This window comes from Pseudomonas sp. OST1909 (genome assembly GCF_015277575.1).
In the GTDB taxonomy this organism is placed as follows: Bacteria; Pseudomonadota; Gammaproteobacteria; order Pseudomonadales; family Pseudomonadaceae; genus Aquipseudomonas; species Aquipseudomonas synxantha_A.
The window spans coordinates 3,798,689-3,814,002 of record NZ_CP063780.1; the positions used below are offsets into that span (position 1 = coordinate 3,798,689).

Annotated in this window: 16 protein-coding genes; 3 read left to right on the forward strand and 13 right to left on the reverse strand. The window is 58.9% G+C overall.

Features of this window, described 5'->3' with window-relative positions; all coding sequences use genetic code 11:
* Positions 1-7: 7 nt before the first annotated feature.
* The 12 genes from icmH to tssA are packed head-to-tail and all read right to left on the reverse strand — an operon-like array spanning position 8 to position 12,354.
* On the reverse strand, positions 8-868 hold the full coding sequence (gene icmH / locus IH404_RS16445; protein ID WP_005788772.1) for a type IVB secretion system protein IcmH/DotU: 861 nt from the start codon (positions 866-868) through the stop codon (positions 8-10).
* 5 nt (positions 869-873) lie between these two features.
* A complete protein-coding gene (gene tssK / locus IH404_RS16450) occupies positions 874-2,202 on the reverse strand; it encodes a type VI secretion system baseplate subunit TssK (RefSeq protein WP_005788773.1) in 1,329 nt (442 codons plus the stop codon).
* 1 nt (position 2,203) lies between these two features.
* The gene (gene tssJ / locus IH404_RS16455; RefSeq protein WP_005788774.1) at positions 2,204-2,689 is read right to left on the reverse strand and encodes a type VI secretion system lipoprotein TssJ; all 486 of its coding nucleotides are present in this window, start codon (positions 2,687-2,689) and stop codon (positions 2,204-2,206) included.
* A gap of 5 nt (positions 2,690-2,694) precedes the next feature.
* Positions 2,695-3,891, reverse strand: coding sequence for a type VI secretion system-associated FHA domain protein TagH (tagH, locus tag IH404_RS16460; protein WP_194438459.1), 1,197 nt, complete (start codon positions 3,889-3,891; stop codon positions 2,695-2,697).
* A gap of 11 nt (positions 3,892-3,902) precedes the next feature.
* Entirely contained in the window at positions 3,903-4,034 is a 132-nt protein-coding gene (locus IH404_RS16465) for a hypothetical protein (protein WP_005788777.1), read from the reverse strand.
* Positions 4,035-4,069: 35 nt separating this feature from the next.
* Positions 4,070-5,590, reverse strand: coding sequence for a sigma-54-dependent Fis family transcriptional regulator (locus IH404_RS16470; RefSeq protein WP_005788779.1), 1,521 nt, complete (start codon positions 5,588-5,590; stop codon positions 4,070-4,072).
* A gap of 8 nt (positions 5,591-5,598) precedes the next feature.
* Positions 5,599-6,612 carry a type VI secretion system baseplate subunit TssG gene (gene tssG, locus IH404_RS16475; protein WP_194438460.1) on the reverse strand — a complete coding sequence of 338 codons (1,014 nt, stop codon included), beginning with the start codon at positions 6,610-6,612 and terminating at the stop codon, positions 5,599-5,601.
* Entirely contained in the window at positions 6,576-8,363 is a 1,788-nt protein-coding gene (gene tssF / locus IH404_RS16480; RefSeq protein ID WP_194438461.1) for a type VI secretion system baseplate subunit TssF, read from the reverse strand. The genes tssG and tssF overlap by 37 nt, the downstream gene beginning before the upstream one ends.
* Complete coding sequence (tssE, locus tag IH404_RS16485; RefSeq protein ID WP_005788783.1) at positions 8,353-8,754, reverse strand: type VI secretion system baseplate subunit TssE; 402 nt, start codon at positions 8,752-8,754, stop codon at positions 8,353-8,355. The genes tssF and tssE overlap by 11 nt, the downstream gene beginning before the upstream one ends.
* A 14-nt stretch (positions 8,755-8,768) precedes the next feature.
* The gene (gene tssC, locus IH404_RS16490; protein WP_005788785.1) at positions 8,769-10,247 is read right to left on the reverse strand and encodes a type VI secretion system contractile sheath large subunit; all 1,479 of its coding nucleotides are present in this window, start codon (positions 10,245-10,247) and stop codon (positions 8,769-8,771) included.
* Between the two features lie 27 nt (positions 10,248-10,274).
* Positions 10,275-10,772: a type VI secretion system contractile sheath small subunit gene (gene tssB / locus IH404_RS16495; RefSeq protein WP_005788788.1), complete on the reverse strand. Its 498-nt coding sequence runs from the start codon at positions 10,770-10,772 to the stop codon at positions 10,275-10,277.
* A 28-nt stretch (positions 10,773-10,800) separates the two neighbouring features.
* Positions 10,801-12,354, reverse strand: a complete 1,554-nt coding sequence (tssA, locus tag IH404_RS16500; protein WP_194438462.1) for a type VI secretion system protein TssA — start codon at positions 12,352-12,354, stop codon at positions 10,801-10,803.
* Positions 12,355-12,836: 482 nt separating this feature from the next.
* Here tssA and IH404_RS16505 point away from each other — a divergent pair, with 482 nt between their 5' ends.
* Positions 12,837-13,352 carry an Hcp family type VI secretion system effector gene (locus tag IH404_RS16505; RefSeq protein ID WP_005788794.1) on the forward strand — a complete coding sequence of 172 codons (516 nt, stop codon included), beginning with the start codon at positions 12,837-12,839 and terminating at the stop codon, positions 13,350-13,352.
* 54 nt (positions 13,353-13,406) lie between these two features.
* On the opposite strand, the gene IH404_RS16510 is transcribed toward IH404_RS16505, so the two are convergent.
* Positions 13,407-14,228, reverse strand: coding sequence for an aldo/keto reductase (locus IH404_RS16510; RefSeq protein ID WP_005788796.1), 822 nt, complete (start codon positions 14,226-14,228; stop codon positions 13,407-13,409).
* A 106-nt stretch (positions 14,229-14,334) separates the two neighbouring features.
* On the opposite strand from IH404_RS16510, the gene IH404_RS16515 reads away from it, so the two are divergent.
* Positions 14,335-14,829 carry a DUF1543 domain-containing protein gene (locus tag IH404_RS16515; RefSeq protein WP_005788798.1) on the forward strand — a complete coding sequence of 165 codons (495 nt, stop codon included), beginning with the start codon at positions 14,335-14,337 and terminating at the stop codon, positions 14,827-14,829.
* Between the two features lie 107 nt (positions 14,830-14,936).
* Positions 14,937-15,218: a peptidylprolyl isomerase gene (locus tag IH404_RS16520; RefSeq protein ID WP_005788801.1), complete on the forward strand. Its 282-nt coding sequence runs from the start codon at positions 14,937-14,939 to the stop codon at positions 15,216-15,218.
* The last annotated feature ends 96 nt before the right edge of the window (positions 15,219-15,314 follow it).

The window sequence follows — 15,314 nt, forward strand, 5'->3', positions numbered from 1 at the left end:
CCTGCGTTTACAAGGACGTGCGGATCAAATCCGACGCCGAAAATTGAAGCGGTTGCAGCGCGTTCGCGCGCTCCGTGCTCAGCACCCAGGCAAATCCTGTGTACATTGCCAGCAAGCAAACCAGGGTGAAGATGACCAACCAGGTAACGGGAACAACGCACAACCCCGTACGCCGGCTCGCCCCGTGCATCGCGGGCACGGGTGGCGCCGGCGACGGCTCCCCGCGTACGTGCCGGATCTGGCGATACAAGGCATCGCGAACACCTTCCAGTTGCGACATGCCGCGCTCCATCACTCGGTATTTGCCCTCGAACCCCAGGGATAGGCACAGGTAAAGCAGCTCCAGCATCGGCAGGTGCTTCACCGGGTCGCGTGATAGACGCTCCAGCAGTTGGAAAACTTTTTCGCCGCCGAAAGTTTCGTTATGAAAGCGGCTCAACAGGCTCACCTTCGACCATTCACTCTGTGCCCCCCACGCCGTAGTAACAACCGCCTCATCGATCACACTGCACAACACATAACGCGCCGACATGACTTGGCTGCTTTCAACACCGCCCTGCAAGGCGCGGGTTTCGAATTGAGTCACCGCCAATGACAATCGGTCGTTGAGCGTGCCCAGGTCTTCGCGACCAGAGCAGACCCTGAGCGCCACGATCTCGGACAACACCGCCCAAGCCGCAGCCACCAGCGGGTTGAGCCCGGCCTTGAAGCTCGACGCATCGAGCATACGGCCGGCATAGATCATGCGATCTTCCAGCTGCTCATAGCGTGGCGGCGATGGGAAATCCGTCAATGGCCCCTGTGCAGGCCCATGACCCTCACGGTCGAGCAGGACGGTTCTTTCATCCTGTGTGTACTCACTGTCCATGGCATTCAATTCCTGATGGCCCAAAAGTTGAGTTCAAGCCCGGCGAAGTCACCGCCTACGTGGAACGCGAAACCGCCCGACTGCTGCAATTGCGCGATCTCGGGGGCACTCATATCGAGGATGAAATAGGTCTTGCCGGCATGAAACGGAATCTGCCGCGGCGCCACTGGCAGCGGCTTGACCTTGATACCGGCCAGGTGCAGGTTGACCAACTCACGTATGCGCTCTACCGGCCCGACTTTCAGGTGGGCCGGCAGGCGCTGGCGCAGTTCCTCTGCCTCACACTGCGCGGTGGCTGCCAGGATGAACGTGGCCGTGCCGAGCAATTTCAACTCGCTGACCGGGCAGACCAGAACGCCGTACTGGCGTGGTTGCAATGTCAATTCGATCGCATGTTGCTCAAGCACCACCGACAGGACGGCGCGTACGCGCTCCATCAGCCCACGAAAACTGGCGCCCTGGTCGCTGTGTCGATAATGCACGTCCAGCTGCGCGCGTTTACTGTCACAGGCGAACGTTGATAGCTCGCCGAGCATCGACACCAACAGGCGGAACAGCGCTTCAGGCCGAACCTGGGCCTGGCTCAGGCAGTGCCGCAGCGCGAGTTCGGTACGATTGATCACCTGCAGCATCAGGAAATCACCGAGTTGTGTGCTTGCAGCCGTGCTCTCGCCACGAATGCGCGCCGCGATGGCATCGCCACGGCTGGCAAGCAGACCGACGACTTCGTTAAGGCACGACGCCAAGTAGCCATGCTCCTGCACGAAAATGAAGGTCGGAATGAACGCGTTATCCAGGCTCACGCCCCCTTCACCGCTGACATCCAGTACCTGGGCAACCTTGAGTTTGACGAAGCTCTGATCACCCGTTTGCTCGCCCAATACAAGGCGTAAGTCGGGCCGTGCGCAGCTGATTCGGCAACGCGCATCTACACCCAGGTTGGAGTCTCCCACTTCCACTTCGCATCGCAGGTAACGCGCCAGAACATCGCTCTGTTCAGGCTGGCGAACCTCAAGGTGATTGCCGCTGGCCAGGGGCAGTGCCAGGTAAATGCCCTGCCTTCCCGCATCAGTTGGCACCTGCAACACCAGCGGTTCCATAGCGGTACTCAAATCAAACAAGCTCCCGTCCGGCAAGACGCCACTTGCCTGGTTGACCACCAGCTTGCCCAGCTTTAGGTATTGCTCATTCAACTCCAGGGTAAGGAAGCCCCAGGCATCACTGCCCAACAAGCGCGTCTGGTTGAGTTGCTGTTGGTAATAGCGGTCGTTGTGCTGCAAGTGCTGTGGCCGCAGCAACATGCCTTCTTGCCAGATCACTTTATGAACAGGCATCTCAGCGCACCTCCATCACGGCGAGCGAGTCGACAACGCGTATGCCGTCCTGGTCCAGCACCAGATCGGCACGGTTGCGCTGGTGCAGAGTCACGGGGATCAACTGCCGCCATTGAACGTGCGGCAAGTCTCGGTAAGCCGCCAACACCCCCACAAAACGACTGTCGGGACCGATACGGAGTTTGAGCGCCAAGCGGTCACCTGGACGCAGCTCGACTTCTTCACTGCTTACCCAGTCCTTTGCCAGCAATTGCTGCGCCTTGTCATACAGGCTGAAGAAGTCGGCATGTTCGAAGGCGACGCCATGGCGCAGTTCGATCAACTGCACCACCACGGGAGAGGGGCGACCGTGCAGGTCGGGGTTGACGTGCTCGTTGGCGGTCAACACCACGTCCAGCTTGGTCAGCGTGGAAAAAGGCGATACGGCGCTGCAACCCGCCAGGAAACCAGACAAAAGCAACACCAAAGCGCGGGTGGCTCGATACATGAATATCATCCTGAAAAATCAATGTGCAGGGAGGAGATCAGGCGCACCTGTTCTTCATAGGCCGTGGCAAAATCGCCGTTCAACGGGTGATCGTTCAACGGCCCTTGCGCCACCAAACGCTGGTAGTGACGCTGGTAAGCACGCCAACGCGCCCCATCGGTAAAAAATCTTGGCGGCTTGCCCTGAGACTCAAAGCACCAGGCCAAATGGTTCGGCTCGAAGGCCGTGTACACCTTATTCACGGTGCTGCGACAGGCAGCCTGCAGCGCGACCTGATGTACCTGCAGCTCCCGATGAGCCTGACCAATGGCCCGCAAGGCGGGCATTTGGCCCAAAGCCTCTGTATCCAGCAGTGCGGATAACGCCGCGTTGGTATCACTGAACATTTTCAAGGGGTTCCGGGCTGCGCCCTGACTGTCGAACGACGACCTCCCCCATTCGTGATGCAACTCTTCACGCGTGCGCAGAGCTTGTTGCAGCCCCTGGATCGTCAAGCGAAACAAGCCCGCCACCTTGATCGCCAGCACCTCCCTGGCCGCTGGGTCGAGTGCGTCGAGCCCCACGCCCAAGGCCGCCGCGAACTGTGACCAGAACACTTCATCAGTCGAGGGTGCCATTGCACTAACGTGCACTGCAGCAGCGTCTACCCCGGGTTCTGCCCGGCGCGGGAATGTCACATGCTCCCTATCGGTCCCGTGGCGTTCGGCCCACACCCCTTGCTCATCAACGGCCTCGCTCAATGCTGCCAGGTCATCCGAGATGGCCTGCTGCTGGTGCTCCAGGTCCAGCGCGTGCAGAGGGTCCAGGGACAGGAAGGCATCATCGGGAATCGGTACTGCCGCACTGGCACGCAGCTCGCCGCAAGGTCGTGCGGGTTGCAACAAACGCGCACGTAGCGCCAACGCCCCAAGTTCGAATACATCGCCATCATTGATCAATCGCGCCTGCCCCTTGCGCAGGCGTTCAGCACTGCCTGCCACGCCAATACCGTTGCGGCTGATATCAGTCAGGAAATAGCGGCCCTCACGGTAACCGACTAATCCATGGTGACTGGAGAGCACGCGGCTGGGGTCGGGTATCACCCAGTCACATCCGGGGCCGCGGCCAATCACGCCGCCCACCGCGTCAAATACTTTGTGGGCCGAGGGTTCGGCGCTGGCGCTGTCGACCGCACAGACCTCAAACACAAGCTGCATCGTCATGATCCCTCTATTCATCGGCCACGAGTAATTGCCTGTGGGTCACCCAGAGGACGGTACTCGGTATCATCGAACACGTAGTTGGCGTTACAGCCACCCAGCAAACACAACACAAGCAACACGGCGTGCCATGGACGGTCAGGCATCAGGTTTCTCCCACAGTAAAAATCAAGTGCGCCATTCAGCATTTCTCCCTGGCATCGCCGACGGGGATATTCAAGCGTGCAAGGCGGTAAAGCAGCGTGCGTCGGGCAACCCCTAGCTCCCGCGCGGTACGGGTGCGATTGCCATGGTTCTTGTGCAAGCAATCGAGCAGGAACACTCGCTCTACTCGTTCCATGCGCTGGCGCAGCGTCACATCGTCGCTCGCGGCCGGCGCCGCAGTCGGTGGCAGCGCCAGGTGTTCCGGCAAGATCACGTCGGCGTCACACAACAACACGGCACGCTCAACCATGCATTTAAGCTCGCGTACGTTGCCGGGAAAGGCGTGGCCGGAGAGTTGATCAAGGGCCAGGGTGGACCAACCCACGGGTGACCTCTCCAGCGCCGCGCACGCCTCGTCAGTGAAGTAGCGCGCCAGTTGCAGCAGGTCGCCGTCTCGCTCGCGCAGGGCCGGTAACGTGATCGGGAACTGCACGAGCCGGTAATAGAGGTCTTCGCGAAAGCGCCCCTCGGCGACCATCGCAGCGAGGTCGCGATGAGTCGCCGCAATGATCCGCACGTCGACCTTATGCGCCGCGCTGGCACCCAGCGGCCGGACCTCGCCCTCCTGCAAAACCCGCAGCAATTTGGCTTGCAGTGCCAGCGGCATGTCGCCGATTTCATCCAGCAGCAACGTACCGCCGTGCGCGGTATCAAACAGGCCCGCATGATTGCGCTCGGCCCCCGTGAACGCACCTTTGCGATAACCGAAGAGCTCGCTCTCAAGCAGCCCTTCAGGGAACGCTGCGCAGTTCTGTACCACGAAGGCTTTCTCCCGGCGCGGGCCGGCCGCATGAATGGCCCGAGCTACCACTTCCTTGCCGGTACCGGTCTCGCCGCACAGCAGTACGGTGTACGGGGTATGCAGGACTTTACTGATCAAATGGCACGTCTGCTTCATCGCCGCACTGGAGCCAATCAATCCGTACTCCCTGGCCAACGGCTTGTTGCACCTGAGCCTTGAATCAACGTTGGGCTGCATACTGCGCAGTACCAGCAGCTGGTTCACGGCGAAGCTGCCCAACTGCGCCAGGGAGGTGGCGTAGCCTTGCAACTGGGCCGGCTGTTGCCGAGCGCACAGCAGCACACCGGCGACCCGCTCACCACGATTGAGCAATGGCACGCTCAACAGCGCCCGCCAGGGCTTCACCGGTACGGGCAGGAAATGAACGTCATGGCAACTGCTCTGCACATCTTCCAGGCTCAGGACAGCGCCTTGGCTCAAGGCATGGTTCAACAGGGGTGGAGGGTGCAGATCAGAATCTGCGACCATCGATGCCCCCTCGGACAAATGCTGGGCAATCAGTTCAAGGCGACCGGTCACTTCATTGAACAGGTAAAACTGGCTGAGTTCGCACTGGCTCAGTTGTGCCACACCGGCGACGAGCGCGTCAGGCAGCGCCTGTTCATCACGGTACAACGCCAGGCGTGTAAAGCAGGCGGCCAGCGCATTGGCGTATACCAGTGGGTCGGACAATTCGCCTGGCAGGTCCACATTCATCATGATCATCAACCCCTGTGAAAATTGCCGGCAAGCGTGACCACGCCGTCGGCCTGTTCATGCGCCAGCCAGGTGGTCCAGCCCAGGCGGCAAAGCGTGTTTTCGCCAATGTGCAACGGCCTGACCTCGCCCGGTGCCAACGTCAGGCGCAGGTCGTATTCCAGAGGGTCGCGCAGGGTCAGTCGCACCAGCGCGCACAGCCGCTGGTACGCCTCTGCGATAGGCAGAAAATCATGCAAACGCTGCCAACCCAGCGCCGGAAGATGCACCCTGAACTTACCGCTGCGGTCAGCGATGCGATGCCCCAGGACAAGGTCCTGACCAAGGGCACTATTGGCCCGCCCCAGATGATTGCATTGCAACTGGCTGACCTCGACCGTGCGCTCCACCCATTGCTCGATAAACAACGCGTCGTGCTTGAAGTAGTAACGCAGGACAACCTCGATCAGCGCAGCCGAGTGCACTCGCAAACTCAGCAGGCCCAGATAAGGCAGCAGGCGCTTGCAATCAAGCTGCGAAGCACTGCGAATTGCGCTGTCGCCCAGCCCCATCAAGGCAAACATCTGCTCGGAGAACCTGTCGTCAGCACCTGCCCGGAAACACGCCCGATAACGGTATTTGCGCCAGATCGGCAACATCAAGCGCTGCAGGCGGTGATGGAACAGATCAAGGAAATCTCGAGTCGGGTTGCCGCCCGAACGCTCGGCAAACGCTTGCTCGGCGTAAAACGCAGGTAGCGGCGAGCCAGCACCGAATAACCCCAATACGTTGAGACGCAAGCGAGCGCGCAAGGCCCCGTGCTCGCTGAAAAACTCCACGCGGTCGATATCGTGCGCAGCAAACCCAAAACCGGGGTTGGCCTGGAACTCCAATTGGTCATACAGCGCCTCGTCATCCAGCAGCGGATGGGCCTCGCGCAGTCGTTCGATGACCTGCACAATCGCCTGAAATAGCGTGTACTCACGAATCACACGGCAAAGTTGAGTCAAAACAGCGGTTGCTGCCCCATCCGGGATGGCCATAGGTACACGTCTCCTTGTGTGCTGATGACCCGCAACTCGTGATACGAATTGAGGCTGGCATAGAGTGCAAAGAACTGATTGAGAACAGAGGCGAATACAAACAGATCGCCCTGACCGACAAAGCCCTGGGAATCAACCGTCAGCTCGACCTGCAAGCCTCGAACAGGCAGCCCGCGGTGCAGACGGTCCACCGCCTCATGGCGAATGGAGCGCAAAGCGCTCAACCTTTTCTGACTGACCTTCAACGCCTGTCGATCGTGATAGCCTGGCAAGTCGTAGGTTTGGAGTATCACTTTCAAGGCATTGATATCGGTCAACGACAGATAGTTGACCGACATATTGCTGATGAGCTTCCACAAAAAACCCTGGTCCAGTGGCGGCGCAAAGCTCGCGGTGGGTGTGGTGATGTTGCAAAACCCCAATGACTCCGGGGTCTGTTCCCCGGGCAGGCTGATTTCGCCTGCACGAAGTTGGCGCGGCAGGTTGCAATTGGTACAGGTCAGTTCGACCGACAGGGTTTCCTGGCCCTGTTCGCGGCGGCTGGGGAATCCCATCCAGGTATCAAGCCCGCCATGCTGTACCGATGAACGCTGGCGAATGCTGTAACTGGAGGGTGCCGCCGAAGCCTCGTGAACGCAGTCATGTTCAAACGACTCGAACGGCACATAGGTCTGATAGCCCAACCCGCCGGGGCGCCACCCGGTGACCTGGTCCACGGAAAACACACTGGCATTGCCCGGCGTATATTCCCCAGGTACCAACAGGTACTCATCCTGTTTACCGTCCAGGCGAATGGGGATCGCATCCTGTTTGAACAGGTTGACGATGGGCGTGCAATACAGCTTCACGTTGTCCAGGGTTGGACGCAGGGGATCACGGCCCTGGGTGTGAAGTTCGAAGCGCATCACCATGCCATGCGCCTCCCGGAGCAGCTCGTCAGGCAGCGTGTGCACCACGTTCAGCCCTTCGACGTCGACAAACAGGTATTTCTCGGGAAAAGCGAAGTACTCCTGCAGATGCCGATAACCATCAAAGGTGTTCTGCGGATAAGGAATCAGCGCCTGCTCCGGGGAAAACCCCACTGGCTGGACCTGGCCGGCACTGAGGCGCAGCGTCACAGGTTGCTCGTCGCGGGTCCTCACCGGCATACCCTCATGATCCAGCAGCGACAGGCAGATACTGTCGACATGGCGCAACAGGCTGAGGTACAGGCCCTGACTGATGTAGTGGTCGCCAGCCAAGTGCAGCCTCAGCGAATCAAATGCCAACTCACTGAAGTTACCTTGGGTACTCATGGTCAGTTGCAACTCCAGCCAGGCCCCTTCGCCCTGGCAGCGGTATTCCAGGCCACTGAGTTGCAAGGGCATGATGTCGGTGGCATAGCATGTGCGGAACCGGCAACGCTCACCTTTGATGGGAGCGCTTTCCACGGCGGTGTCCCGGGCCACTCGAACACTGGGGCCGGCACGTTTCAAGGGGTCGAATTGCAGGATGCTGAAGGCCGGTGTTGGCCGCATGTAATGGGGCCATAACAAGTGCATCAACGAATGCGTCAGCTCGGGCAGTTCGTCATCCAGCTTTTGGCGCAGGCGAGCGGTCAGAAATGCAAACCCCTCCAGTAGACGCTCGACATCCGGGTCCTGGCCGGCCTCAGCAAGAAACGGCGCCAGAGCTGGATTACGCTCGGAAAAACGCCGCCCTTGTTGGCGCAGCGCGCTGAGTTCACTTTGAAAGTAGCGGTTAAACGTCATGGACGAAAACCTCTACCCGCCCGGCTTGCGCAAGACGGGCCTGAAACACGACCGGTTGCAGGACGCCGTCGATAACTCGCTCAGCTTCAATTGCAAATGCCAGGACCAGGGACCCACGCACATCGGGCAACAGCCTGACATGCACATTCGCCAGTCGCGGTTCGTAGGCCTGGATAAAACGCTCGATATGCAGCCGCGACTGAGTCAATGATTCATGCAGGCTCAGGCGCATGTCGTTGAGATCAGGCAAACCGTAATCAACCAGTGTCTGGACACTGCCCGCACGTGTGCTGAGCATTTTTCCCAGATGTGCGGCGATGGACGCCACAGGACACCCTCGCGTTGACTCACCGCATTCAAGGCGTTCGAAAAGGCTGTTGTGCTGAACCATGCCCTGGCCTCTGCTCATTCTTTATCGAGCTTGCCAACCAGGGACAAGGTGAAGTCTGCCCCCATGTACTTGAAATGCGGGCGCACCGTCACGTTGACGCGGTACCAGCCGGGCTCGCCCTCGACATCACTGACGACGATGCGCGCGGCACGTAGTGGGCGCCGTCCACGCACTTCGGCGCTGGGGTTTTCCTGGTCCGCCACATATTGGCGAACCCACTTGTTGAGTTCCTGCTCAAGGTCCGTGCGCTCTTTCCAAGCGCCCAACTGTTCGCGTTGCAGAACCTTGAGGTAATGGGCCAGGCGGTTGACCACCATCATGTAGGGCAATTGGGTGCCCAAGCGGTAATTCAGTTCTGCCGCCCTGCCTTCTTCACTGATGCCAAAGGATTTGGGCTTTTGCACGGAGCTGGCGGAAAAGAACGCTGCATTGTCGCTGCCCTTGCGCATGGTCAAGGCGATGAACCCTTCTTGCGCCAGCTCGTATTCGCGCCGATCCGATACCAGCACTTCGGTAGGGATCTTGGTTTCAATCTCGCCCATGCTCTGGAAGTGATGCAGTGGGAGGTCCTCGACGGCCCCGCCGCTTTGCGGCCCGATGATATTCGGGCACCAGCGAAAGCGAGCGAAACTGTCTGTCAGCCGCGTGGCAAAGGCATAGGCGGTATTGCCCCACAGGTAATGCTCGTGGCTGTTAACCACGTTTTCCTGATACGCAAAGGTCTTGACTGGGCACTCAAGGGGATCATACGGGGTGCGCAACAGAAAGCGCGGGACGGTAAGGCCAATGTAACGGGCGTCTTCGCTCTGGCGAAAGCTTTGCCATTTGGCAAACTGCGGCCCTTCGAAGTGATCCCGCAGGTCTTTCAGGTCGGGCAGCCCGGTGAAGCTTTCCAAGCCAAAGAAACTCGGCCCCGCCGCAGCAATAAAGGGGGCGTGAGCCATGCTGGCGACGCTGGAGGCGTATTGCATCAGCTTTACATCGGGCGCACTGGGCGAGAGAAAATAATTGGCAATGATCGCACCCACCGGCTGCCCACCGAACTGACCGTATTCAGCGCTGTAAACATGCTTGTAAAGCCCGGACTGAGTGATTTCCGAGGAATCCTCGAAATCATCCAGCAGGTCTTCGCGCGAGACATTCAACAGCTCGATCTTGATGTTCTCGCGAAAATTGGTGCGGTCGACCAGCAACTGCAACCCCCGCCAGGAAGCTTCCAGTGCCTGGAAGTCGGGATGGTGCAGGATCTCATCCATTTGCTGGCTGAGCTTGGTATCGATTTCGGCGATCATCCGGTCGACCAGGCGTTTCTTTACCGGTTCGTCACGGTTGTGTGGCTTGAGCAGCTCCGCGATAAACGCCGATACGCCGCGCTTGGCGATGCCGTAAGCCTCGTCGTCAGCGCTCAGCAATGTCTGGGCGGTGATGTTGTCGAGGATGCTGCAGGTGTGGATAGTTTGTACCGATTGCAGTTCGTGTTGAATCGTGGTCATGGGGTCAGTGTCCTTTTACTGAAAATGTCAGGCGTCTGGGCTGGGCAGCCCCAGCTCGGCCATGACTTGTGCTCGGGAATCACCATGGGTCAGTGCCTGCTCGATAGCCTTGCGAAAGCTTGGGGTGTTACCCAATGGCCCCTTGAGCGCCACCAGCGCTTCACGCAGTGCCATCAGCTTTTGCAACTCCGGGATCTGCTCGACAAGATTCGCGGGATTGAAGTCTTTCATCGCGTTGATGCGAACCTGGATCGCCAGTTCTTCCACGTCGGCTTGATCCTGGAGGCGATTGGGTACGTTCAGCGTCAGGCTCACTGCCTGCTTGGCCAACACCTCGTCGAGGGTGTGTTTGTCGATACCGATGGGCTTGCGATCTTCCAGCTTGCGCAGGTCCGCACGTTGGGAAAAGTCTCCCAGCACCAGCAGCTTCAACGGCAGTTCGACTTCTTCCTGCGCACCGCCGACGGCGGGTTTGAAGGTGATATTGATACGTTCCTTGGGGGCTACCGAACCGTCTTTGGCCATGGTGCTTTTCCTTTTATTTGATGAGGCACTATTGAAGTACTGCTTCCAGGTCGAAATGACACAACCGGCGATGCAGGGCATCCTTGCCGTCGCGTATGGCTTGGCTTTGAGGTAACAGGTCGTAGCAGCGATACAGGAGCTGAGCGACTTGCAGGGCCAACGCCGGCTCCCAGCCTTCCAGGCCCGTGCGCTGTAATTGAAGATCGAGTTGCTCCAGCTGGATCCTGGCCAGCTCGTGTTTGCCGGCCGCCATGCACAACCTGGCCAGCGCCAGGCGCCAATGAAAACGGCAGCGATCACTGCGCGCACCGTGCAAGCCTTGCTTGATCACGCCCACTGCGGCTTTGAGTCCGTCCTTGCGCAGACAAGGCATTACCGACTCCAACGCCGCCTCCCAGGGCTGGGTCGTCAGGTCGGTCACGACTTCACTGGGCGCAGGCTTGCGCACATGGCGCATCACGTGCAGCGCAATCCACTCGGCTGTCGCAGTGTCGGCAAAGGGGGTGCCGTCGTCGAAGCGGTACTCCGTCAGGTTTGGCAGGCGCTGCAGCAGCAACGCGAAATGTATCTCCAGTTCGGCCATGGCCAGGTCCGCGTGCAAGCCGTCCAGACACTCCCAGGCCATGCGCAAACCATCGAACCAGAACAACGCACCGGCCAGACTGACTTCCAGTTCGAACAACACATCGGCGTAATGGCCTTGGCTCAAGCGCTCCTGATAACGCTTGAGCTTGTCGGCGGCCAATGGGCGCAGCGCGGTTACTCGTTCACTGTTGGCGTCGGGGTAGTTGACGAGCATCAGCCACGCCAAGGTTCGGCCCAGGCGCAAAGCCCGCAGGTCGGTGGCGTTCTGACGCAACCACCAGGCGCATAAAGGCCGGGCCTGTTCCTGTAATGAGCGCAGTAATTTGTGCGCCTCTTTTTCGCTGTTGACCGGTTGCTCGGGGGTGGGCAACTGGACCGCCGCTTGCCTCACGCCGGCGATAGCACCCGCGCGCCCATCAGCTTCTGGCGCCTCTTGCGCCGCATCGGCCAAGCCCTCCGCCAATTGCCGTCGAATCGGCAGCAGCACGGGAGCATCACTCCCCAGATGTTGGGCCCATAGTTGGTCCAGATGTTCGAGGTGTTCCAGCAACGCTTGAAATAAAGGCTGTTGATCATTGAGCGAGATTTTTTTTGCAAACGCTTGCTCAAGGCGCGACACCAACCAGCCAAACGCAGCAACGCGGGTACGCAGTTTGCCAGGGTAGACGTGCACCCAATGGTGCTCGCAGAGCTCACGCAGCACACCGAGGCCGGCCAGCAATCCAGCCAATGAATCACGCTGATACAAGGCCCAGGTCAACCAGCAGGCGACACGCAGATCCTTGGAGTGCTCACGCAGCAGGCATTCGCTGATTTCGCTGACCCGCTGCCAATCCGGCAGCCCATTGCCATGAACCGACTGCGCTTTGCCAAGCTCGTCTTCCAGCGCTTCGAACTCGCTGGAAAAGCGCATATCAATGCCCACGAAATTGCCCGACGAACAGGCTGCTCGTGCAACTTCCAAATAATAGGCATAAAGTTCTTTTGAATGACTCATTTTCGGCCGCACACAACCATCCAAGGCAAAATAGGCAAACTTAACGCCATTAAAGTACGTATCAGAGAGCCGTTAAGTTCCGTTCAAACATATCGAGACACAAGAACCTTAGCCACGCATAAAGCAATGAGCAAGCGACGGACCAAAACTTAAGAAACATCCTACGCGCCGCTATAATCTTGGCCTGCGCAGCTATTTGCGCACACATTCGAGTAACAACAACTCTGTCAGCTCGGCCAGCCGTATACTTCACCGTAAAAACACGTGAGCAACTAAGTGCGCATCGATGCGCAACTTTTACAACTAAAAACAGCCCATCGCCCGGAATAAAATCCAATACGCAGCGCATCAAACAGTGCTCACCCTTATTTCATTGAACTTCACACTTTCAGGCACGCTTCTTGTTATAGGTTATAGGCACTTACCCGTTCAGCCATTTCGCTGTTCGGCAAAACCTACTCAACCCGGCAAGGAAACCAATCATGCCAACACCCGCGTACCTCTCCATCACCGGAGTCAAACAAGGCTTGATCACGGCAGGCACATTTACTCAGGACTCGGTAGGCAACATTTATCAGGAAGGTCATGAGGATCAGATACTGGTCCAGGCGTTTGCCCATCAGGTGATCATTCCTCGCGATCCGCAATCGGGCCAGCCGACAGGTCAGCGCGTGCACAAGCCGCTGATGATCAGCAAGGTTTTCGATAAATCGTCACCGTTGCTGTTCAGCGCCCTGACCAGCGGTGAAGAAGTCTCCTGCCGCCTCGAATGGCTGCGCACCTCGTCCGCCGGAACCCAGGAGCACTACTTCACCATTGAACTGGAGGGTGCGACTATCGTGGACATCCAGTCACGCATGCCCAACTGCCAGGACCCCGACAACGCCCACTTCACCCATCTGGAGGATGTGCACTTCACCTATCGCAAGATCATCTGGACTCACGAAGTGGCCGGAACTTCCGGCTCGGACGACTGGCGCAGCCCAGTGGCCGGCTAACCACGGTTTAAAGCGGGAACGGCTGCCAGGGAAGGCGCCGTTCCTGCTGGCCGGTTACACCATCGCCAATGGGTGCTTACGCTTGGGCGCTGCGAACACACGATCGATAGCGTCCAGGTCATGTTCATCCAACACCAGCTTCGCAGCTGCGGCGTTGAGTCGGATGTGTTCAGGTGTGACCGCCTTGGGGATTGCGATAACACCCTCCTGGCGCAGGACCCACGCCAGCGATACCTGGGCCGGTGTGACCTCATGGCGACGTGCGATCTGCTTGAGGGTCGGGCTCGACAGCAGCTCACCACCCTGGGCGATGGGACAATAAGCCATCAGTGGCAAATGATGCTGTTGCCACCATGGCAACAGGTCGAACTCTATCCCGCGCTCTTCAATGTTGTAGAGCACTTGATTGGTCGCACATGCAGGGGATGCGAGCTCCTGCAGGTCTGCCACATCAAAGTTGGAAACACCCCAGCGGCCGATTTTGCCGGCCTCGCGCAAACGCTCGAACGCTTCGACAGTTTCTTCAAGTGGGTACTGGCCGCGCCAGTGCAACAGATACAAATCAATGTAATCGGTGCCAAGGCGCTGAAGGCTGGCTTCGCAGGCGCGAGGCACGCCCTTTTGGCTGGCGTTATGCGGATAGATCTTGCTGACCAGAAATACCTGGTCGCGCTTGCCACGAATTGCCTCTGCGACCACCTCTTCGGCACCGCCGTCGCCATACATCTCGGCGGTATCGATGAGCGTCAGGCCCTCATCGATACCCAGTTGCAGCGCAGCAACTTCGGCGCGGCGCCGGCTTGGGTCTTCGCCCATGCGCCAGGTCCCCTGGCCGATGACAGGGACGGGAACACCGGCCAGATCAATGGTACGCATGACAACCTCCTGGTGAGTGTGCTGATTAACAATGTGGCATTGAGCGGACAAAAGGGTTCAATCGCAGTATGGTTGCCCTTTCGCCAGTCGCCAGGAATCACCGGTAATGCTGTTTGTCGTCATGCTCGGGGGCAAGCATCCACGGGCCAAAATCGAAGTACACGATGTGGTGTTCGCCGTGGCGGACACGTTGCAGGCCAGCTACCCGCAATTGCGCGACGCCTGGTTTGGCAGCCCCAAGGGTGTGCACATCGACTCATGGATGGCGGTCGACGGCGTCGACGGCTGGAAAGTTGAACTGAGCCATCTGGCGCCCCATGGCGACGTGCCCCGCCTGTACTTCATCAACCTCGGTGGCTATGAAGCCCATAGCTTCGGCGAGGCCCATCACTACCTGCTGGTAGTCGCTCGTAACAAACAGCAGGCCATGAGCCAGGGCAAGCAGCAGATGCTGCGCCACTGGTCCCAGGCCCACACCGACGGCGTGCTGGATATTGACGACTGCCTGCCGATCGACTTGGTGGACGGCCGTTATATCCACCTGGTGCAGGGGCCGCACCAACCGATCGTGCAGCGCAACGACTACATCGTGTTGCCTTGAACCGCCACACGGAAAAAGGCACGACTGAACAGCAGCGGAACTTTGCCAGGAAATAACCGCCTGAATCCGGTACGCTCACCGTTTTTTTACTCTAGGAGTTATTCCCCATGGCCAAAGCCACCGCCCGTCACATCCTCGTTTCCACTGAAGACAAGTGCAACGAGCTCAAGGCCCAAATCGAAGGCGGCGCTGATTTCGCAGAAATCGCCAAAGCCAATTCGTCCTGCCCATCCAGCCGCCAGGGCGGTGACCTGGGTTCGTTCGGCCCAGGCCAAATGGTCAAGGAATTCGACACTGTCGTATTCAGCGCCCCGGTCAATACCGTGCAGGGCCCGGTGAAAACCCAGTTCGGTTATCACCTGCTGGAAGTCACCAGCCGCCAGGATTGATTCAATCGGCGCAGATGCGATAAACAACGGCCCGCCCTTTGGCGGGCCGTTGTGCATGTGATGACTGGCGATGCCCAGGCCGTTAGCGTACAAATC

What these genes read in the sequence shown, in the direction of transcription:
- tssE (WP_005788783.1), bottom strand. Translation starts at nt 8,754, where the DNA reads ATGGTTCAGCACAACAGCCTTTTCGAACGCCTTGAATGCGGTGAGTCA.
- icmH (WP_005788772.1), bottom strand. Translation starts at nt 868, where the DNA reads ATGGACAGTGAGTACACACAGGATGAAAGAACCGTCCTGCTCGACCGT.
- IH404_RS16505 (WP_005788794.1), top strand. Translation starts at nt 12,837, where the DNA reads ATGCCAACACCCGCGTACCTCTCCATCACCGGAGTCAAACAAGGCTTG.
- tssK (WP_005788773.1), bottom strand. Translation starts at nt 2,202, where the DNA reads ATGCCTGTTCATAAAGTGATCTGGCAAGAAGGCATGTTGCTGCGGCCA.
- tssA (WP_194438462.1), bottom strand. Translation starts at nt 12,354, where the DNA reads ATGAGTCATTCAAAAGAACTTTATGCCTATTATTTGGAAGTTGCACGA.
- IH404_RS16470 (WP_005788779.1), bottom strand. Translation starts at nt 5,590, where the DNA reads ATGAATGTGGACCTGCCAGGCGAATTGTCCGACCCACTGGTATACGCC.
- tssG (WP_194438460.1), bottom strand. Translation starts at nt 6,612, where the DNA reads ATGGCCATCCCGGATGGGGCAGCAACCGCTGTTTTGACTCAACTTTGC.
- tssF (WP_194438461.1), bottom strand. Translation starts at nt 8,363, where the DNA reads ATGACGTTTAACCGCTACTTTCAAAGTGAACTCAGCGCGCTGCGCCAA.
- IH404_RS16515 (WP_005788798.1), top strand. Translation starts at nt 14,335, where the DNA reads ATGCTGTTTGTCGTCATGCTCGGGGGCAAGCATCCACGGGCCAAAATC.
- IH404_RS16520 (WP_005788801.1), top strand. Translation starts at nt 14,937, where the DNA reads ATGGCCAAAGCCACCGCCCGTCACATCCTCGTTTCCACTGAAGACAAG.
- IH404_RS16510 (WP_005788796.1), bottom strand. Translation starts at nt 14,228, where the DNA reads ATGCGTACCATTGATCTGGCCGGTGTTCCCGTCCCTGTCATCGGCCAG.
- tssJ (WP_005788774.1), bottom strand. Translation starts at nt 2,689, where the DNA reads ATGTATCGAGCCACCCGCGCTTTGGTGTTGCTTTTGTCTGGTTTCCTG.
- tssB (WP_005788788.1), bottom strand. Translation starts at nt 10,772, where the DNA reads ATGGCCAAAGACGGTTCGGTAGCCCCCAAGGAACGTATCAATATCACC.
- IH404_RS16465 (WP_005788777.1), bottom strand. Translation starts at nt 4,034, where the DNA reads ATGCCTGACCGTCCATGGCACGCCGTGTTGCTTGTGTTGTGTTTGCTG.
- tagH (WP_194438459.1), bottom strand. Translation starts at nt 3,891, where the DNA reads ATGACGATGCAGCTTGTGTTTGAGGTCTGTGCGGTCGACAGCGCCAGC.
- tssC (WP_005788785.1), bottom strand. Translation starts at nt 10,247, where the DNA reads ATGACCACGATTCAACACGAACTGCAATCGGTACAAACTATCCACACC.